At 46.1% G+C, this 19985-nt stretch carries 19 protein-coding genes; 10 read left to right on the forward strand and 9 right to left on the reverse strand.

Annotated features, from left to right (window positions below; genetic code table 11):
* Positions 1 to 50: 50 nt before the first annotated feature.
* Positions 51 to 860: an MOSC domain-containing protein gene (locus tag EOPP23_RS14190; RefSeq protein WP_153766668.1), complete on the reverse strand. Its 810-nt coding sequence runs from the start codon at positions 858 to 860 to the stop codon at positions 51 to 53.
* An 84-nt stretch (positions 861 to 944) separates the two neighbouring features.
* Between EOPP23_RS14190 and EOPP23_RS14195 the strand changes: the two genes are divergently transcribed.
* A complete protein-coding gene (locus tag EOPP23_RS14195; protein ID WP_153766669.1) occupies positions 945 to 1748 on the forward strand; it encodes a TatD family hydrolase in 804 nt (267 codons plus the stop codon).
* On the opposite strand, the gene EOPP23_RS14200 is transcribed toward EOPP23_RS14195, so the two are convergent.
* Positions 1726 to 2613: a cation diffusion facilitator family transporter gene (locus tag EOPP23_RS14200; RefSeq protein ID WP_153766670.1), complete on the reverse strand. Its 888-nt coding sequence runs from the start codon at positions 2611 to 2613 to the stop codon at positions 1726 to 1728. The genes EOPP23_RS14195 and EOPP23_RS14200 overlap by 23 nt on opposite strands.
* Before the next feature lie 80 nt (positions 2614 to 2693).
* The gene (locus tag EOPP23_RS14205; RefSeq protein WP_370514771.1) at positions 2694 to 2954 is read right to left on the reverse strand and encodes a glutaredoxin family protein; all 261 of its coding nucleotides are present in this window, start codon (positions 2952 to 2954) and stop codon (positions 2694 to 2696) included.
* Between the two features lie 136 nt (positions 2955 to 3090).
* On the opposite strand from EOPP23_RS14205, the gene EOPP23_RS14210 reads away from it, so the two are divergent.
* The 7 genes from EOPP23_RS14210 (at position 3091) to EOPP23_RS14240 (ending at position 12376) form a co-directional block, all read left to right on the forward strand.
* Positions 3091 to 5052 carry a monovalent cation:proton antiporter family protein gene (locus EOPP23_RS14210; protein ID WP_153766671.1) on the forward strand — a complete coding sequence of 654 codons (1962 nt, stop codon included), beginning with the start codon at positions 3091 to 3093 and terminating at the stop codon, positions 5050 to 5052.
* Positions 5053 to 5251: 199 nt separating this feature from the next.
* On the forward strand, positions 5252 to 6691 hold the full coding sequence (locus EOPP23_RS14215) for a hypothetical protein (protein ID WP_153766672.1): 1440 nt from the start codon (positions 5252 to 5254) through the stop codon (positions 6689 to 6691).
* A 208-nt stretch (positions 6692 to 6899) separates the two neighbouring features.
* Complete coding sequence (locus EOPP23_RS14220; protein ID WP_153766673.1) at positions 6900 to 8261, forward strand: hypothetical protein; 1362 nt, start codon at positions 6900 to 6902, stop codon at positions 8259 to 8261.
* 38 nt (positions 8262 to 8299) lie between these two features.
* Complete coding sequence (locus tag EOPP23_RS14225) at positions 8300 to 8500, forward strand: DUF2970 domain-containing protein (protein WP_153766674.1); 201 nt, start codon at positions 8300 to 8302, stop codon at positions 8498 to 8500.
* 374 nt (positions 8501 to 8874) lie between these two features.
* A complete protein-coding gene (locus EOPP23_RS14230) occupies positions 8875 to 10530 on the forward strand; it encodes a nitrite/sulfite reductase (RefSeq protein ID WP_153766675.1) in 1656 nt (551 codons plus the stop codon).
* Positions 10514 to 11020, forward strand: a complete 507-nt coding sequence (locus tag EOPP23_RS14235) for a DUF934 domain-containing protein (RefSeq protein ID WP_153766676.1) — start codon at positions 10514 to 10516, stop codon at positions 11018 to 11020. The genes EOPP23_RS14230 and EOPP23_RS14235 overlap by 17 nt, the downstream gene beginning before the upstream one ends.
* Positions 11021 to 11206: 186 nt before the next feature.
* Positions 11207 to 12376 carry a cation:proton antiporter gene (locus EOPP23_RS14240; protein ID WP_153766677.1) on the forward strand — a complete coding sequence of 390 codons (1170 nt, stop codon included), beginning with the start codon at positions 11207 to 11209 and terminating at the stop codon, positions 12374 to 12376.
* Positions 12377 to 12454: 78 nt separating this feature from the next.
* Here EOPP23_RS14240 and sohB read toward each other — a convergent pair whose 3' ends face one another.
* Positions 12455 to 13483: a protease SohB gene (gene sohB / locus EOPP23_RS14245; RefSeq protein WP_153766678.1), complete on the reverse strand. Its 1029-nt coding sequence runs from the start codon at positions 13481 to 13483 to the stop codon at positions 12455 to 12457.
* Between the two features lie 157 nt (positions 13484 to 13640).
* Complete coding sequence (gene ppk2, locus EOPP23_RS14250) at positions 13641 to 14474, reverse strand: polyphosphate kinase 2 (protein WP_228550730.1); 834 nt, start codon at positions 14472 to 14474, stop codon at positions 13641 to 13643.
* 191 nt (positions 14475 to 14665) lie between these two features.
* On the opposite strand from ppk2, the gene EOPP23_RS14255 reads away from it, so the two are divergent.
* Entirely contained in the window at positions 14666 to 15418 is a 753-nt protein-coding gene (locus EOPP23_RS14255) for a hypothetical protein (RefSeq protein ID WP_153766680.1), read from the forward strand.
* Between the two features lie 42 nt (positions 15419 to 15460).
* On the opposite strand, the gene nudC is transcribed toward EOPP23_RS14255, so the two are convergent.
* Positions 15461 to 16249 (reverse strand): NAD(+) diphosphatase, encoded by a 789-nt coding sequence (nudC, locus tag EOPP23_RS14260; RefSeq protein ID WP_153766681.1) that lies wholly within the window; start codon positions 16247 to 16249, stop codon positions 15461 to 15463.
* 134 nt (positions 16250 to 16383) lie between these two features.
* Here nudC and nhaB point away from each other — a divergent pair, with 134 nt between their 5' ends.
* The gene (nhaB, locus tag EOPP23_RS14265; protein ID WP_153766682.1) at positions 16384 to 17886 is read left to right on the forward strand and encodes a sodium/proton antiporter NhaB; all 1503 of its coding nucleotides are present in this window, start codon (positions 16384 to 16386) and stop codon (positions 17884 to 17886) included.
* A 105-nt stretch (positions 17887 to 17991) separates the two neighbouring features.
* Here the strand turns inward: nhaB and dnaQ are convergent, their stop codons facing one another.
* The 3 genes from dnaQ to EOPP23_RS14280 are packed head-to-tail and all read right to left on the reverse strand — an operon-like array spanning position 17992 to position 19915.
* A complete protein-coding gene (gene dnaQ, locus EOPP23_RS14270; protein WP_153766683.1) occupies positions 17992 to 18678 on the reverse strand; it encodes a DNA polymerase III subunit epsilon in 687 nt (228 codons plus the stop codon).
* The gene (gene rnhA / locus EOPP23_RS14275) at positions 18675 to 19127 is read right to left on the reverse strand and encodes a ribonuclease HI (RefSeq protein ID WP_153766684.1); all 453 of its coding nucleotides are present in this window, start codon (positions 19125 to 19127) and stop codon (positions 18675 to 18677) included. The genes dnaQ and rnhA overlap by 4 nt, the downstream gene beginning before the upstream one ends.
* Positions 19124 to 19915 carry a methyltransferase domain-containing protein gene (locus tag EOPP23_RS14280; RefSeq protein WP_153766685.1) on the reverse strand — a complete coding sequence of 264 codons (792 nt, stop codon included), beginning with the start codon at positions 19913 to 19915 and terminating at the stop codon, positions 19124 to 19126. The genes rnhA and EOPP23_RS14280 overlap by 4 nt, the downstream gene beginning before the upstream one ends.
* Positions 19916 to 19985 lie beyond the last annotated feature (70 nt).

Genomic DNA, 19985 nt, shown 5'->3' on the forward strand with positions numbered 1-19985 from the left:
CGGTTTTAACTTAAGAGGCGGTGACCTGTCGCCTCTGTTCTATCAAACCTTTATTCCAGAATTTCCACTTCGTCACCCAGTCGAATAATGCCGTTATTTTCCTGAATCAGGTTCTGGCCAAAGATCACGCCATGTTCTGTTCTTCGATATTTTGCAAGTGTGGCCAATGGATCCTTGCCTTGCTTCGTTCCCGTTTCAGGATCGACAGTGGTCATTACGCAACGGCTGCAGGGTTTTGCGATGTTAAAGATGACTCCCCCTAACCTGATACGTTTCCAGTTATCTTCATCATAGGCACCAGCACCCTTGATCACGATGTTTGGACGGAAATTCAGCATATTGACGGGCTGTTCCAGACGACTGTTCAGTTCTTTCAGAGATGCTTCTGTTGTCAGCAGGAACGGAAAACCATCAGCAAAGCCAGTAATGTCACCCTGTTGGGTAAAGCGTGTGTCTACCTGCCGTTGAGTAGAGTCCGGCATATAGATCAGTCGACATTCAAACCCTATATAATCGCTGAACCATTGCGCCGCCTGTTCCCCTGCATCCAAAGCCTGACAATCGTCTCCCCAGACGGTGCCTGAAATAGACAGAGCATTATGGTCAGGCGTGCTGATCTCTAGTTCAGCTTTTTTTGGTGCTGAAATCGTTATGCCTGAATTCGTCAGCTGACAGTTAATCAAAGCCATGGCCGGATGCTTGCGCTGACTGAGAAACTGCCCGTCACTGTCAATCAGCATCCAGCGCCTGTCATGGCTGAAGCCTCGCTGTTCCACTTCAGCTTGCTGTAAGTGAATGGCTTTAGTGGATTTGATCGGATAGATAATCAAGTCACTGATGGTCAGGTGTCTATCAGGCATAAAAAGGCATTCCAGAGAAGTGTTGATCAGAGAGCGTTGATGAGAGAATGTACCAGATTTTATTCATTTGCTCAGTGGGGATTCATGAAGCAGACACTGGTAGACATTGGCGTGAACCTGACCGATAAACAATTTTCCGGTGACCGGGAAGCCGTTGTTGAACGAGCGGTAGAAGCTGGCGTGACAACGATGATTCTGACTGGCACGAACTGTCAGGAGTCTATTGAAGTCGCAGAGCTGGCTGAACAGTTTGCTCCTTATTGTTATGCGACGGCGGGCATTCACCCCCACGACGCAAAGAATGCGACAGATGAACAATATATAACTATCAAGGAGTTACTGGCATTTCCTCAAGTAGTTGCTGCGGGTGAGATGGGGTTGGATTTTAATCGGGACTTTTCACCAAGACCGGTTCAGGAGCAGGTTTTTGAGCAGCAACTGGAGTTGGCTGTTAACTCAGGTTTACCTGCTTTTTGCCATGAACGGGATGCTTCTGAACGGTTTGCCGAGATCATCAAAGAGTTTCGTGATGATCTTTCAGGGGCTGTGGTTCACTGTTTTACGGCGGATAAAAAAGCGCTCTATCGTTATCTGGATCTCGACCTGCATATTGGTATTACCGGCTGGGTCTGTGACGAACGACGGGGCACGCATCTGCATCCTCTGCTGAAGAATATTCCGGCAGATCGTTTGATGATTGAAACCGATGCACCCTGGTTACTACCCAGAAGCATGAGCCCAAAACCGAAGAAGCGTAGAAATGAACCGGCCTTTCTGCCATGGATTGTTAAAACCATTGCTGAACAGACCGGTAAAACAGAAGCGTTGATTGCAGAAGAAACCTCTTTAACAGCGAAGAGGTTCTTTAATCTGGATCAAGGTGAATAATAATATCCGCTGTTGGCAGGTAGGCGAGGATGCGGTCTTCAGCTATCTGCCCCAGATCATGGGCTGTTCTCAGAGGCAGGTCACCATTAAGATCAAGGTGCATCTGAATAAAAGGTACACGTCCTGAGATTCGAGTCCGCATTTCATGAATGCCTCGAATGCCTTCTACCGACATGACAATCTGCTCTATCTCCTTTACCTGTTCTTCAGGTAAGGAGTGATCCATCAGCTGTTGAGTGGCATCCCAGGCCATTTTGCCAACGCTGGCCAGCATATAGACAGAGATGATCAGGGCAAAGCCGGCATCAAAATAGAAATAACCATAACTGGCTCCGATCAGGGCACCAATCACTGTGATATTGGTTAACAGGTCTACCTTGTAATGCATGGAGTCTGCGGCAATGGCGGCGGAGCCGGTTCTTTTCACTACGTAGGACTGAATAGTCAGCAAAGCAAGGGTTGCTACGATGGAAAACAGCATAACGTAGAGGCCGACGGCTTCGTTTTCGAGATGACTCTCGCCTGCGAGTAGTTGGTCAATCGCGCTCAAAAACAGAATGATGGCTGAACCGCAGATGAACATCGATTGAGCCAGTACTGCAAGGTATTCAGCTTTACCGTGCCCGAAGCGATGTTCGGCATCGGCCGGAGCCAGAGCGATTCTTACGGCTACCAGCGTAATCACCGAAGCGATGATATCCATGACTGAGTCCAGCAGTGTTGCCAGAACACTGAGGGAACCTGTCATAAACCAGGCCACCAGCTTTACGATGATTAGAGTAGCTGCGGTAAAAACCGAGGCTCTTGAAGCCAGTTTCATCAACCTTTCATGGTTGGCCTGGTCTAATGTGTTGGTTTGAGGCATTCAATTCCGCCTGAATCAGTTAAATCCTTTTCACTACTTTATTGGAATAGCGAATCGTTGGGCAAGGCTGTACTTGTTCGTTATGGCTCAATTTGATCAAGAAGCCACTGGCCGAGCTCTTCGATACTGAAAGGCCAACCCAGTTCTTCACCCTGACGGTTAGCCAGTACTGGAATACGAACACCATAAGCTTCTATGAGTTCATCAGTGTCACTGATTTCTACCGGATGATACTGAAACTGATTGGCCAGTTGCGGGTGTTGGCCGAGAACCTTGAGTAAGGATTCAGCATCATCGCAGAGATGACAGCCAGCTGTAGTGTAAAAGGAGAAAGAAATCACAGGGTAACCTGAACAATGACACAAAAAAATTAGGTACAATTGTATCAGGGCTCAGTATTAAGGGACTAGGCTGATAATCATCTGAAATGACTCAGTACAGTCTAATCCCGTCGAATAAAGATAATCAGGTCGAAATATGGATTTTAGCTTTTTTAACCAGTTAATGATGATTCTGGCCATGTCGGTGGCCACTATCGCCCTCTTTCACCGCCTGAATTTGCCGGAAAGTCTCGGTTATCTGGCGGTAGGTATAGTGCTTGGCCCAACAGCTAGCGGCTTTATCGACAGTAATTTCGATATTACCCTGTTGGCAGAGATTGGTGTGGTATTTCTCCTGTTCACTCTTGGACTTGAGTTTTCCGTTAAGCGCATTAAATCCATGAAACGGGAAGTGTTTGGCTTAGGTGGAACACAGGTGCTTCTTTGCGGTGTCGGTATTTTTGCCGCCTTGATGGTTCTGCAGAGCCCAACTAAGGAAGCCATTATCGTTGCTGCAGCGCTTGCCCTTTCTTCCACTGCGATTGTTTCCAAGGAATTAACCCAGAGTAATCAGATTCGCAGCCGTCAGGGCCAACTGGCGATCGGCGTTCTGCTGTTTCAGGATATTGCTGCGGTGCTGTTTCTTATTCTGGTCCCTGCCCTTGCGGGCTCGGAAGGCCAGTCTATTTTCACCACTATCGGTATGGCACTGACTAAGGGGCTGATTTTTGTCCTGATAATGACCGCTGTCGGCAAATGGTTTATGCCTGCGATCTTTAATGAAGTGGCCAGAGTACGCTCTGAAGAACTCTTTGTACTTACCGCACTGATGATTGCCCTGATGGCGGCATGGATGACCCATGTACTTGGGCTTTCCATGGCTTTGGGTGGTTTTGTGGCGGGTATGATGCTGGGCGAAAGCAACTATAAACATCAGGTTGAAGCCGATATCCGCCCTTTCCGGGATATTCTGCTGGGACTGTTTTTTGTCTCCGTTGGCTTGATGCTCGACCTTGATATTCTGATTCGATACTGGCCTGCCGTTCTGCTCGGCACCCTTGCGCTGATCCTGTTTAAGTTTGGTGTCATCACTGTGCTGGCCAGATTGATGAAGGAGAAGAAAACGACCTCCTTCAAAACCGCTCTTTCTCTCAGCCAGGGCGGTGAGTTCTGCTTTGCCCTGATTGCTCTCGCTACTCAATATGGCCAGACCGGTGGTGAGAAAGCCTCCATTGTTTTGGCAGTAACTATCCTATCCATGATCGTTGCACCGTTACTGATTCGTAACAGTGATCGCCTTTGCAACCTTTTCTACGGTGAGCAGCAGAAGGCCAGAGTGGATGACGATGTAGAGCGAGTGAAGCAGCAGGTTGAGCACATTAACAGTCATACCCTGATTTGTGGTTATGGCCGTGTCGGACAGACCATCAGCCGTTTCCTGTCTCAGGAAAAACTGCCTTTTGTAGCGCTTGATGATGACCCACTGCACGTTCACGAAGCTGGCCTGGCGGGTGAACCCGTGTTTTATGGCGACTGTCGCAGGCTTGAATTGCTTGAGTCTTTGGGCCTTGCTAGAGCGAAACAGGTGATTGTCTGCATTGATAACAGTGCCAGCGCACTGGCAATCGTCCAGACCATTCGCAGTGAGTATGCTGAAGTACCTATTCTGGTCAGAACCCGTGATGACAGCCTGAGTCATGAACTGAAAGCTGCAGGTACCACAGCGGTTATCCCGGAAGTACTGGAATCCAGTCTGATGATTGTTAAGCATGTATTGATCATGCTGGGTATGGATCGTCAGAAGGTGCGTGACAAGATTATTGCAGCCCGTGAACAGCACTACGATATTCTCAGTGGTTTCTACCCCGGTTATGAAGACCTTCTCCTTGAGCAGGGACAAGGTGCGTTGCGCCATGCGGTCACCATTTCTAATAAAAGTGAGTCTGTTGGTAAAGAGGTCTCAGGGCTTGATATAGAAGATGGCGTCTCCGTAATTGAGGTAAAGAGGAAGAAGCAGGCGCTTTCCCTAGACCTGTGTGGTCAGATTCAGGCTGGTGATATTTTGATCCTCTCTGGTTCTCTGGGTGCTCTCCAGCAGACGGAGAAAAACCTGAGCTAAAGCAGTTTCTGCGCTTTCCTGTTCATGATGTTATGTGCGGGAAAGCGGTTTGATAATCACTTTTTATATATACTCATTCGTTACTAATTTCCTTTTATTCTAATTACTTAGACACCTTTTTTAATCCTTTATGTCAAACCTCCTATAATTCATTCCTCTTTTAGATCAATAAAGTAGATGGAACTCTTGGGAGAAAGTAATGAGAGCACTCTTAGCGGTAATTCTTACGACATCTTTATTATTTTCTTCCCAGTCATTTGCTGGAAACACCAGTACCATAAGCGCATTGTTTAATCAGACAGATATCAGACTCATAGATGATCGAGTCTGCATGCCTTACAAGTACATCCATGATGAGGCCAAACAAAGTTACTTTGTTCAAGGTGGCAATCTGGTACTGCTTTTTGGTGCTGCAGCGGTCGGTTATTTTGTTTCTGGTCAGAGCGTAAACCCTAATAATCATGGTTTGGGTAAATTTACGCTTTTAGCGCTCTTCTCATCGATCTTTACCTTTCGGCAATTGCAGACTGAGGCAGTTACTAAAGGATTATCACCTTATGAAGTCAGCTATGTTCCTGATACCAAATGCCCCCTTGAAAACTGGGAGAAAATGTCGGCTGATGAGGCTTTTATCCACGGCTGGAACCCTGCCGAGTTTGAAAATAGCTGCCCTGCAGATGCCTGCGATGTTTTAAGGCAGGCCAATGCTCGTCCTGTTATCACTCCCCTGCTGACCGCAGGCGCTACAGGAACTATAAACTTTGGTTTGAATATGTTGCTCGAACTGGGATTTACTCACCAGTCGAGCACTCCAAGCTCAGGACTGTCATTGGCAGGTACTGGCGCCATTGGATACAAATCCATAGCCCTTACCAGTGGTGTTGAAGCGCAGTTGAATCGAGCAGCCAATAATGCTCTGAGAAACCATGGCTTGAAAGATGAGCAGGCGCAAGCCCTGGCTTCATTCAGTACTTTTGCAGTTTACAGTGGCATCGTATCTCTGGGTTCTTATTTAGGTGCCATGGAAAAAGGCAGCTTAAAATCATCTGTAGGGAAGGCAGAGCGACTCAAAGGTTTTGGTTATGACCTGCTGCCTCAGGCGATGGTCATTTCTGCGGCCTATTCGCTGCAATCAGCCGTAGAAAACACTTGTGTTGCCAGTTTTGACAGTTTTTATCCAGATGCAGAGAACTTTAACCATGATGCAAAAGTTCGGATTTGTAAGTTCTCTACATCTACTGTGTTGGCACTACTGGTAGATAAGGGGTTGATACGTTTCAGTAAAGATTCATTCAAATCACTTTTCCTGCAGAACTATGCAGAGGCAAGTTCTTTGGTGTTTACAGAGGCATTGATCAGTTATGGTCGCAGCAGGTTTGATGACCCCCTTTATGGTGATTTGGCCGGTTTGTCATTAGGAGCGGGCTATACAGGAGTGCTGGTTAAACTGGATCAAACTTTTAATACTCTGTTGACCACTAATGCTGTCCACGGTGCAGGACTGTTAATGCTTCTGGAAGCTTCCAACGCCATACTGTCTCATGGCTATGCCCTGCGCCCTGTATCTTTGGGCGGCTATGAAAGAAGAGATACAGAGGACGGCGCCTTCTACTGTTTGCCTGAAAACACCTCTTTCTAAAAGAAGAGTTCTGATTGAAAGCTAATAATAATTCTGGTCTAAGATTGCCATACTTATGAATGTCCCTGTGGAGCTGTAGTTAATGGTGAGTAGTGTGATTCATGCAGCCCTTTATTGGGTTCTGTTAACGATCAGTCTCAACGCACTGGCTTTTCAGGAAAGAGAGGTTGAGACTCAGGATAGTGACTCTCTCATCCCGACATTAATAATGATGTCAGGTTTCTTCAGTGACCAAAATGAAGTTTACTGGAAAACACATGAATGGCCGTTTGATGGTGATAGAAGACCACCAGCAGTGTTGTTTTTTCATTCAGGCTATATGCCCAGTTCAACATCTCTCGTTGAACCTACTATTCAATATCTGAATCTAAATGAATTGGATAATAAATCGAATTCTATAGCTAATGGCTACAGGCCTCTGCCCCCCTCACTTTTCTGGCCTGAAGGTCCAAAAATGGCCAGCTCCTCAATACCTATGGTTGAGCCTGGCAGGCACTGTCGTGATTTAAGTGCTCCCGTCCTTGACGGTACCGATAGCCAACCCATGGATTTTACGGATTTTGTCAGCAAAATAGTCGCACTACTGGCTGACTTTATGTTGACCCAGTATTTCTATACAGGCACAGGGGACGAAGAAGTTAATCTGAAAGATGGCTATTACGGCCATATGGTTGAAACGCACACTCTCTCAGAGGTTCTGTATGCAGGTTGGATAACTAATGAAGCTTTGTCAGAAAGCTCTGTGAGCCTGACAGGCTCTTCGGAAATCGATACATGCCTGTTGATGAATGCGGGAGTAGTTATAGGTTGTGCAGCCAAAGGCAGTGCGACTATAGACAAAACGAAAGTAACCCATGATGTCGTTATCTTGATGATGATGTCGAAAGTATCAGCAAATATGCTGACCCTATATCTAAATAAGTTTTACGCCCAGTTCTATGACGATGCAAATACTGTCTATCAGAAGGTGAAGGCAGGAATAACCTCAAGTACAACTCTTGTGGTGAGCTACCTCTTTGTCGAAGCGGTAAGAGGTGACGATTACGGTAATAATCTTCTTGTATCTGTTCCTATGGGGCATTGTCTCTCCTGTGCATGGAGTAATGAAGGTAAGGTATTACAGAAGTTATTACATGAATTACTTGGCGATTATGATAAATCTATAGTTGTTGATGAAAATAATGAAATCAGTTCTCAACCGGGGATTTTATCGCACTTATTAAATACAGCTATTCATGCTCTTATTGGTATACCTATTGCTCTGAAAATGAAGCAGTACCGGGTCAGTTCGGACATAACAGTTACCTTTATTGCTGTATCTGGAGGGCATATTTTTAAAGGCTCTGCTTATGCTTTGAAAGGGGTTGTTTCACAGTTGCTGAATAACCAGTATGTCAACAAGGCGACAGAAATGGTTGTTGTCACTGGAGGTGCTTTGTCCGTCAGTGCTTTAACACAATATTTTGCTCCTGCGGCAACAGACTTTAGGAATGGTATGAGTAACGTGTATGCTGTAACCATGCCAATGATTATTTATTACATGAGCTATATGATGTTCAGCAGTCAGTAAGTTCTTATGCCTCATATCTGGAATGAGAGGTAAGCCGTATGAAAAAAGGGACAGGTATATTCGCTACAGTGCAAAGTGCGCTGGCAGCAGCGTTTGGCGTTCAGAGTAACAAGAACAGGGAAAGAGACTTTAGTCAGGGAGAGCCAGCGCACTTCATAATCGCCGGAGTTATTGGTACCGTCGCATTCATCTGTATTCTTGGTTTAATTGTCAAACTGGTTCTCAGTCAGATTGAGTGATCTACCTATTGATGGCTTACCCAATAAATAGCTGTTACTACTACCAGAAAAATGATGCTGACCGCAGCCCATGAGTCTGCCTGACTGTCTGTCATAGGTTTACTCTTCGCCATACTCTATCGTCTCCTTTTCAGTGCTTCTATCAAGCTAGCGAATAGTTGTTTTTTCAGCAAGTTACTTTCTCTATTGAGGGTGATATGCCCTTTTCATCTAGTTATATAAAAATATTTTTTATTACTCTTTGTTTATTTGGTGTTATCTTTCATCGTCACGGCAGTCGGTGCCTTAGCCTGTAAACAGCCATGAACATATAAAAATTCTTATCACTACTGGTGATGAATAGGTGTTCAGGGTAAACAATAGAATAATATCTCATGTATAAATACGACGAATACGATCAGCGAATCGTCGACGAGAGAGTGAGTCAGTTTCGGGACCAGACTCGCCGTTATCTCGCCGGTGAAATCGCCGAAAATGATTTTCTTCCTTTACGACTTCATAACGGTCTCTACGTCCAGCGCTTTGCGCCTATGATGCGAATTGCTGTGCCTTATGGCCTGCTTAGTACGCAACAGGTTCGTCGTCTGGCAGAAATTTCCCGTAAGTACGATAAGGGTTATGTGCATTTCACGACCCGTCAGAACGTTCAGTTGAACTGGCCCCTTCTGGAAGAAGTTCCGGATATTCTTGCCGAGTTGGCTGAAGTGGAAATGCACGCCGTTCAAACCAGTGGTGCCTGTATCCGAAATACCACTTCGGACCAGTTTGCCGGTGTTGCACATGACGAAATTGTAGATCCAAGACTCTGGTGTGAAGTTATTCGCCAGTGGTCAACTTTCCACCCGGAATTTACCTTTCTGCCACGAAAATTCAAGATTGCTGTATGTGGTGCAGAGGAAGACCGGGCGGCGACAATGGTGCATGACATTGGTGTGCATGCATTCAAAAATGACAACAACGACGTTCGCTTCAAGATTCTTGTCGGTGGCGGTCTTGGTCGTACCCCTATGACCGCCAGTGTGATTCGAGAATCCCTGGAACCTGAATACCTGTTAACGTATCTGGAATCTATTCTACGCGTTTACAACCGCTATGGTCGCAGGGATAATAAATACAAAGCTCGAATTAAAATACTGGTTAAGGCTCTGACGCCTGCTGTTTTTGCAGAGAAAGTTGAAGCTGAATGGGAAATTATGAAGGAAAGGGCTACGCTCCTGCCCGCCAGTGAAATAGATCGTGTCAGTCAGCACTTTACTGAACCGGATTATCAGGCTTTGGATGATTTGGACTGGAATGATGTGTCACTTGGTGCTCCGTCCGGTTTTCAAAGCTGGTTAAAGCAGAACGTATTCCGACATAAAAAACCGGGCTATGCGGCAGTGACTTTGACGCTGAAAGCAACGGGAGACGCTCCTGGTGATATTTCCGCTGAAAAACTGGAGATCGTTGCAGACCTTGCTGACCAGTACAGTCTAGGGGAAGTCAGGGTAAGTCATGAACAGAACCTGATTCTGTCTGATGTGCAACAGAATCACCTGATTGAACTCTGGCAAAAGCTGGAAACGTTTGATCTAGCGACACCCAACCGAGGGTTACTGACTGATGTCATCTGCTGCCCGGGTGGTGATTTCTGTGCTCTGGCTAATGCCCGCTCTATTCCACTGTCTGAAGCCATTCAACGAAAGTTTGAAGATATTGATTATCTCCATGATATTGGTGAAATCGATCTCAACATCTCAGGCTGTATGAACGCCTGTGCTCATCACCACGTAGGTCATATCGGTGTACTGGGTGTTGATCGTAAGGGTGAAGAGTACTTCCAGATTCAGCTGGGTGGTTCTGCATCCAAGGATGCAACACTGGGTAAGATTATTGGCCCTTCTTTCAAGCGTGAAGATGTGCCTGATATTCTCGAGAAGATTCTGGGTGTCTATGTAGAGCAACGTCACGAAGACGAACGCTTTATCGATACCTGCCAGCGTATCGGTCTCCAGCCATTCAAGGAGAAAGTTTATGCCAAGGCTGCTTAAGAATAATGAGTTCTATCAGGACTCAACTGTTATTGTAACGGCAGAAACGGACCTGAACTCTGCCCAGGAAACTTTTGCAGATAAAACCGTACTGATTCCAGTCAAACTTTGGCTGGCAGATTCAGAGCCATATAAAGCTTTGAGCCAAAGCATGGGTTTGCTGTTTGAAGCGGATGACATGCCGGAATCTGTTGAAGGTGATCTGAGCTTCTTTGAATTGATTGCTGTGGACTTTCCCGGTTTTATGGACGGTCGTGGTTACTCCACTGCTCGTGAATTAAGAGATCACTATAAGTTTGAAGGTGATATCAGAGCGACTGGCGATGTTTTGATCGACCAACTGTTTGCCATGAAACGCTGTGGTTTCAGCAGTTTTCTGCTGCGAGAAGATCAAAAGCAGGAGGATGCATTGAAAGCTCTGGACACCTTTACATTAAGGTATCAGGGTAGCAGCGACGATCATCAGCCTCTGTATCGCAAACGTGGCTGATTTGTAGTAATTCAGACCGCACCTGACAGGAAAGTGATTCTGACTTTCCTGTCAACTCCCCTCCCTTCATTCCTCCTCACTGTTATACTTGCTCTGTTGGTTGATATTCTTGCGCTATTTGTCTGAATCACTGACACTAACTTCTTTACAGCCAGTGCTCAAACCTAATAATTTTTGGCGGTCTGAATGGAAAGCGGCTCTCTTCTTTTTTCGTTTTTTCTGATTTTCAGTGGTGCAGCGGTACTCGCTTCTGTTGCTCTGTTTACCCGTCAGCCGTTATTGGTCGCTTATATAGTGCTTGGCGCCATTCTTGGACCTTATGGAATGGAGCTGGTCAATGACACTGACTTGCTGAATGACATTGCTCACGTCGGTATTATCTTTCTGCTGTTTCTGCTTGGGCTGGATATGCAGCCATCGCACCTCGGAACCCTGTTAAAGCGAACGGCAACGGTGGGTCTTTTGAGTTCGCTCATCTTTGCCCTGACAGGTTTCGGTCTTGGGCTGGCTTTTGGTTTCACCCAGAAAGAAGCCTTGATCATGGGCGCTACCATGATGTTTTCCAGTACCATTATTGGCATCAAGCTCTTACCGACAACCGTCTTGCATCATAAACATACAGGCGAAGTACTGGTGAGTCTGTTGTTGCTGCAGGATCTTCTTGCGATTCTGGTACTGTTACTGCTCTACAATCTGGAGGGTGGTTTTGCCAGCAGTCAGAATGACATTCTGATGGCTCTTGCGGCATTACCCTTGCTGATCATGGCTGCTTATTGCGCCGTACGATTTATTCTTTTGCCACTGATGGCACGCTTTGACCGTTTTCACGAATATATGTTTCTGCTGGCCATTGGCTGGTGTCTCGGCTTTGCTGAACTGGCCCATGCACTTAATCTGTCCTATGAAATTGGAGCCTTTATTGCTGGTGTCAGTTTGGCCACCAGCCCGATTTCTCAGTATATAGCTATCAACCTGAAACCCTTGCGGGACTTCTTCCTGGTACTGTTCTTCTTTTCTATTGGTGCCAGTTTTAATCTCGCACTCTGGGAACAGGTATGGATACCTTCTTTAGTGTTAACCGCTGTTTGCCTACTGATTAAACCGGCTACTTTTGGTTTCCTGCTTAAGCGTAATGAGAGTAAATCTACGGCATGGGAAGTGGGCTTTCGGCTGGGGCAAACCAGTGAGTTCTCTATTCTTATCTCAGTACTGGCTGCCAGTCAGTTGCTGATTGGCAGTGTTGCAGCCCATGTGATTCAGGCAACCGCAATACTGACCCTGATATTCTCTTCGTATGTCGTGGTCTTTAACTTTGAGTCACCGATTGCGGTGTCAGAGAAGCTTAGAAGAGATTAAATCAGGGTGTAACCGACAAAAATGCGGACGATTAAGTCCGCCTTCTTGTTAGAGAGCTGTTCAGAGTATAAGTTTTGTTTAACTGAAGAAACGACTTTCAGAAAACTTTTCCCAAACTCTGGTCATTGCACGTTCAGCTGAAGATTCAGCTGCAAGGCCCAGTTTTTCTGCCATTCCTTTCTTGGTGCTGTAAGTCACCTGAACAATATCAAGAGCCTCAACCTGGTTGTAGATGTATTCATCACTGGTCATGATTTTGTCCACCAGCTTCTGCTCCAGCGCTTTCTGGCCGTACCAGATTTCGCCGGTCGCAACTTTTTCAATCTCAACCTGCTTTCGTTCATGCTTGATGAAATCCTTAAACAGTTCGTGAGTATCCTGAATATCCTGTTTAAACTTTTCGCGGCCTTTATCGGTGTTTTCACCGAGCATGGTCAGGGTACGTTTGTATTCACCGGCCGTATGCAGCTCAATATCAACGTCATGCTTTTTAAGCAGTTTATTGATGTTAGGCAGTTGTGCCATAACACCGATAGAGCCAATCACAGCAAAAGGTGCTGCAATGATCTTATTAGCGGTGCAGGCCATCATGTAGCCGCCACTGGCAGCAACCTTATCGACAGCGATAGTGAACTTGATGCCACTGTCGCGAATACGCTGTAGCTGAGAAGCCGCAAAGCCATAAGAGTGAACCAGACCCCCCGCACTTTCCAGACGAACCAGCACTTCGTCACTGGTTTCAGCAACAGAAAGTACCGCAGTGATTTCCTCTCGGAGGGATTTCACCGCGCTGGCTTTCATATCGCCATGGAAGTCAATAACAAACAATCTGGCTTTCTGTTCTTTGGGCTTTTTCTTGTTGGCCTTTTCCTGCTTCTTTTCTTCCTTGTGCTGTTTTTTCAAAGCGTCTTTATCAAGCAGGCTGTTTTTCAGATCGGCCTTCAGGTGATCATAGTGCTCATTGAGCTTTTTGATCTCCAGATGACCTTTGGCGGACTGTTTGTTTTTTTGGCCAAAGGAAGCCACAACGGCAAAGCAAATCAGCAGGGCAACCACAAAGGTCACAGCTTTTGCCAGGAAAAGGCCATATTCTGCCAAATACTCCAATGTTCATCTCCAGATTGGGTGAGTAATGAATGATTAATCAGCTTTTAGTAAGTAGCTAAGAGCGAAAATCTAAGGATACCTGATTTTAAGACAGGGGTAAGGTGGCGAGGTTCAAAACTGAGGCGGGTCGACAACATTCTGACCCGTTATTGAAGTCTTATTCTACGTCTTGCTCGGCACTGCCTACTACGGCAGAGTCAGGTGAAGTAACAACGTTATAATCTTTACCGTCGTATTTAAGGTCATTCAGTATGTAACGCATGGCGTTTAATCGGGCGCGCTTCTTATCGTCGGAGCGAACAACAGTCCAGGGTGCATCTCGGGTATCGGTGTAATGGAACATTTGTTCCTTTGCCTGAGTGTAATCATCCCATTTGTCGATGGATGCCTTATCGACCGGAGATAGCTTCCACTGCTTTAACGGATCGGTTCTTCGGCGCTCAAATCGACTGAGTTGCTCATCCCTGCTGACCGAGAACCAGAGTTTATAAAGCTTAACGCCACTGTGAACCAGCATACGTTCAAAGTCAGCCACTTCACGCATAAAACTCATGTATTGCTTTTTAGTGCAGTAGCCCATAACTTTCTCAACGCCTGCACGGTTGTACCATGATCGGTCAAACAGGACGATTTCACCGGATGTTGGCAAGTGCTGAACATAACGTTGGAAGTACCACTGCCCCAGCTCTCTGTCAGAAGGTTTTTCCAGAGCAACGACCCTCGCGCCACGGGGATTAAGATGCTCGGTCATGCGTTTGATAGTACCACCTTTACCGGCTGCATCCCGGCCTTCAAAGATAATGACAACTTTCTTGCCTTTCTCTTTAACCCAGTTTTGCATCTTCACCAGTTCTATCTGTAACAGTCGCTTTTCTGCTTCGTATTCCTGACGTTTTAGTTTTGGTAAGCCGGTGGCTTCAATAATTTTTCTAGCACTCTTTTCCTTTTTAGCAGCGCTAATTTTGGGTGACTGATCTGCAATAATGCCCATGCTTTCCTCCATGATGGTTCATTTATTTTTATTGTTGTGATCAGTCTATCTTCATACTCCTTTCTTGATATTGATGGTAGTCAATATTGCCACCTTTGATGGTACGTAGATGCCACATAATAAATTGCTTTTTCAGTAATACGGACTATCTATAACTAGCGAATTCTGATTTTGAAGACAGGAGGCTGAGTATGAAAAGAATACAGATTGTTAAGGTTATTGCTGGTGCAATTGTCACTTTGACTGTTCAGTCATCACTGGCTGATACTCTTTGCTGGAAGCCAAGCAGCAGTATAAGCTCCTATCGAGATGACTGCTGGTTTTATCATTCAGAGCCTGACAGTCATGAAAATACTTTCCGTGGTTATGTTACGGAGAAAGGTGAGTGTCAAAGTTACCTTAGAAATAATCTGGCTGAAAAAAGATTCTATTGGCTAAATGCTGATGAAGAAGGCTTTCAGCGCATTCCGGTCGGTGTTGAAGAGTACAGTGCAATTAATGCCATTCCGTACTGCCCTGGCATACAGAATAAGAAAGGCCTGTTAACCATGAACTCATTCACAGAAAATGAAGTTCTGTGTAAAGCTGAAATTTCAACAGTAAAGAAAAAGACGGCCTTGGGCTTTCAGGATGATGAAGGCTTTTGTAGTAATTTAACGGGTGCCGTATATCAGTTTGTTAAAGAGACAAATATAGTGACCGTACCTGGAGGTGGTTGGGCATGCACAACGAAAGAATGCCTTAAAGGTAATCTGGGCAAACTTTCGGGGGAAAAACATGGGCAACAAGTGCGGAAACAGATGGAAATCCAGAAAAAACGCTATGGCTCCAAGGATAAACATGGTTTCTGGATGTTAGGTAATTATGCCAATCCAAAAAATGATGGTGATGGTAACTATCTGTTTGAAAATATAAATCATATCGATAGTGACAGAGAGTACTAAATACCTAATGGAAAGAGCCATATAATCTGGCTCTTTCCATTATTACAATGCGATATCAATCAATCTTCTTGCAATAGTAAAAGCAGGTGGAATTTCCGGCATCTCATCAGCCTTAAACCAGCCACCAGCCGATAACTCCTTTTCTTCCAGCACTATCTCACCAGATTCATATTCAGCATGAAACCCCAGCATTAATGAATGAGGGAAAGGCCAGCTCTGGCTGAAATGATACTCCACGTTTTTTACCTTGATGCCTGTCTCTTCAAGAACTTCGCGATATACCGCTTCTTCTGCAGTTTCACCTGGCTCCATAAAACCAGCCACAGTGGTGAAAACAGGATTCTGGCGAAGGTGCTTCTGGTGCTGAACGAGTAGTAACTCATTGCCCCGTTTCACCAGAACAATAATACAGGGAGAGATTCTTGGGTAATAGCTGACCTCACAGGAGGTGCAGAGCATTGCCCATTCATGGGCTGTTTTTTCTGTAGCAGAGCCACAACGACCACAAAAGGCATGTTCCTTCTCTGCCCTCAACAACTGTGTTGCGTGACTGTATAGATTCGATTCAGGTTCAGTGCTACTGGCCAGAAAATCTCTGGCTTCAAGGATAGAACCGCTGTGCAGACTGCTGACTCTGCCAACGATAATGGTCTTTCCCTGAAACTCTCCAACCGGGTAAAGCAGCTCTGCAGAATCTGGTAGTTCTGACTTCTTCCATAACAATTGCTTTGCCGCAGGTGCAACCTGCGAGTCATGGAGTAGAAAAAAACGACAATTGTCTGTATTTTCCGGCATAGCTTGACGGCCGGTATAGGCTCGATAGTGTTCCATAGATCAATAAAAACTATAAAGATTAAGTGTAAAGTGCAGTCTTCCACAGTATCACACATGCTCATTGGATAAACTGGTGTTTGCAACTTAGATACATATAATGGCATCTCCCTAAGGATCTGATAATTAACACAATGGCTTCAACATACCTGACAGCCCTGGGAAAAAACTTCCTGGGCAACACCGCAAGTTGGTATAAACAGGCAATCCTGTTCTTTCTGGTGTTAAACCCTGTATTGGTCTGGCTTGCCGGACCTGTTGTAACAAGCTGGGTACTAGTGGCCGAGTTTATTTTTACATTAGCGATGGCGCTGAAATGCTATCCACTCCAACCTGGCGGCTTGCTTGTTATTGAGGCAATAGCGCTGGGCCTGACGGATGTAGAGAGTTTGAAAGTTGAGGTATACAACAACTTTCCGGTAATTCTGCTGCTGATGTTTATGGTGGCGGGCATCTACTTTATGAAAGGGCTGCTACTCTACACTTTCACCCGTCTGCTGATTAATGTTCGCTCCAAAACGATTCTTTCCCTGCTCTTCTGTATCGTTTCTGCCGTTCTCTCTGCATTCCTTGATGCTTTAACGGTGACTGCCGTTCTGATCAGTGTCTGTGTCGGCTTCTATTCTGTGTACCACCGCTTTGCCTCTGGTCAGAAGCTTGATCACAGCGGTCATGATCATCATGGCGATCAGCAGGTACAGGAAACTCATCGTGAAGAACTGGATGAGTTTCGTGCCTTTCTTCGCAGTTTGCTGATGCACAGTGCCGTGGGTACGGCTCTGGGTGGTGTTTGCACGCTGGTCGGTGAACCACAGAATCTTCTGATTGCTGAGCGAGCAGGCTGGACCTTCAATGAGTTCTTCCTGATGATGGCGCCAGTGACCATGCCGGTACTGGCCGCAGGTTTGATGACTTGTGTACTGTTGGAAAAACTCAAGATTCTTGGTTACGGTGCGCAACTCCCTGAACGCGTACGCGATGTCCTGAAAGAGTCCAGTGACCATGAAGATAAACATCGAACGGATCGCGAGCGTGCTGCTCTGGGCGTACAACTGTTTGTTGCCTTCATTCTGATTGCGTCGCTGTCGCTTCATCTGGCAGAAGTGGGCTTTATTGGCCTGATGGTTATCATCCTGATCACCTCCTTCACCGGCATTATTGAAGAACATCAACTGGGCAAGGCGTTTGAAGAAGCCATGCCGTTTACCGCGCTGTTAGTTGTGTTCTTTGGCGTAGTAGCGGTGATTCACGACCAGCACCTGTTCAGCCCGATCATTGCCCAGGTTCTTGCCATGGAAGAGCAGGCCCAGATAGGTATGTTCTTTATTGCCAACGGTGTGTTGTCGATGATCAGTGATAATGTGTTTGTTGCCACCATTTACATCAATGAAGTAAAAGCTGCGCTGGACGCTGGTCAGATCAGTCGTGAGCACTTTGAGAAACTGGCTGTTGCGATTAACACGGGTACTAACTTGCCGAGTATTGCTACCCCCAACGGTCAGGCTGCTTTCCTGTTCCTGCTGACATCGACACTGGCACCGCTGGTAAGACTTTCTTACGGGCGAATGGTGATTATGGCCCTGCCCTACACCATCGTGTTGAGCCTGGTTGGTTATTTAACAGTGAGCGCTATCTGATTTAGCAGCCAGTAAGCCTAAGAAATAAAAAAGGGAGTCGCTGTTCAGCAGGCTCCCTTTTTTATGATTTTATTTTAAATTTTTATGGCAGTTACAACAGCTCAATCACCAGAGTTCCTGGCCAATCTTTTCCAGCTTTTCCTTATGAAGCTTTAACTCTTCTTCTGACGCTTTTAATACCGTCAGGGCTGCTCTGTCAGTTGGCAGGCGACGAATTGTTGCAGCATCCCCCTCCTGATTTTCGCCTAAACCACCCAGTATAAGTGCTGTCTGGCCGCCGGTCATGGCCAGATAAACATCGGCTAGGATTTGGGCATCGAGTAACGCGCCGTGGAATGTACGAGACGAGTTATCGATGAAGTAACGTTTACAGAGAGCGTCGAGATTGTTCTTCTGACCCGGGTGTTTTTTTCTGGCTATGGCCAGAGAGTCAGTTACTGAACAGTAGTCTTCTACTTTACCCAGACCGGCATTGAGCCACTTCAGCTCATGATCCAGAAAGTTGATATCAAAGTTGGAGTTATGAGCGATCATCTCCGAATCTTTGACAAAATCCAGGAAGTCACGGGCCACAGCAGAGAACAGGGGTTTGTCCTGAACAAATTCATTGGTGATGCCGTGAATCCTGATAACCTCTTCATCCATGGTCCGTTCAGGATTGATGTACACATGGAAGGTGTTACCAGTGGGTTTACGGTCGATTAATTCGACACAGCCGATCTCGACAATTCGGTGCCCCTGCGATGGGTCGATACCGGTGGTTTCGGTATCCATTATGATCTGGCGACTCATGCTGATTTACCCTTTATGATGTCTTCTGCGCCTTTGCAGGCAAGCTCATCGGCCATTTCATTCTCACGATGACCGGCATGCCCTTTCACCCAGCACCACTCAATCTGGTGGCGCTGGTTCTGATCATCCAGACGCTGCCATAGATCCTGATTTTTGACGGGTTTGCCTGCAGCTGTTTTCCACTGTTTCCTTTTCCAGCCAGTGATCCACTCAGTAATGCCTTTTCTGACGTACTGGGAGTCAGTGGTCAATCTGACCTCACAGTCCCGGGTCAGAGTCTCCAGCCCTACAATGGCAGCCATCAGTTCCATACGATTATTCGTGGTGTTATCTTCACCACCATAGAGACCTTTTTCTGCAGTGCCGTATCTAAGAACCACACCCCAGCCACCAGGGCCTGGATTGCCTTTACAGGCGCCGTCAGTAAAAAGCTCAACGAGCTTGCTCAATGGTTTTCTCTCACTCTGCTGGACCCTGCAATAGGTTGATGGACCAATGGCTGGTTCATTCCCTTCCAGGATGATTTGATTGGTGTCATGCCGGGGGTTTCCCGAGTGGCGACAATAATATAGAAGCTGCCAAAAGGAAGAAACCAGCGACTGCACTGCTTTTCCAGTAAGTCAGAACGTTTCTTTTTCATTAGCCGGTTGAGCGGAAACAGGTACGCACTCTGATGGATTTTTTCGACACGAAAACCCAGCAATGTCAGCCAGTCTTTCATGCGTCGGCTGCTGATGCAGTGAATACCCTGAAAGCGTCGTCTGGCTTTGGAGGAGAAAAGTCTGGTCAACTGATAGAGGCTCCAGGGGTTGAAGCCAACGACGATCATTTTGCCACCAGGGATAATAGTATTACCGGCTTCGCTCAGTAATCGGTGTGGTCTGTCCGATGTCTCAATCAGATGGTGAAGCAGAACCAGATCAAGGCTGGCGGGTTTTACCGGCCATTGAAAACAATCCAGAGCCAGTTGGGATGTTTGCCGGTTTTCAGGGCTGGTCGAAAAACGAAAATTACGGCTGACCTGAGAATCTGCCAACAGTTGAAATTCTGATGATACAGACAGCTCTACGGCATGGTAGCCAAATATATAATTCAGCTCCTGATTAATAATCCGCTTTTCTGACTCAAGGAGGTACTGGCCGGCGCCAGTAGCCAGCCACTCTGATATGTTCTGTAACCGTTGACTCGTTTCTGGTCGAGAGGACTTATTCAACCAGAACATCTTTAGCCAGAGCATCGTGCTTTTCCATAAACCCAACGAATTCCCACCTTTCAATTAAACACAGCTTATAAGTGTGCAGACACAC

The organism is Endozoicomonas sp. OPT23, from assembly GCF_009653635.1.
GTDB lineage: Bacteria > Pseudomonadota > Gammaproteobacteria > Pseudomonadales > Endozoicomonadaceae > Endozoicomonas_A.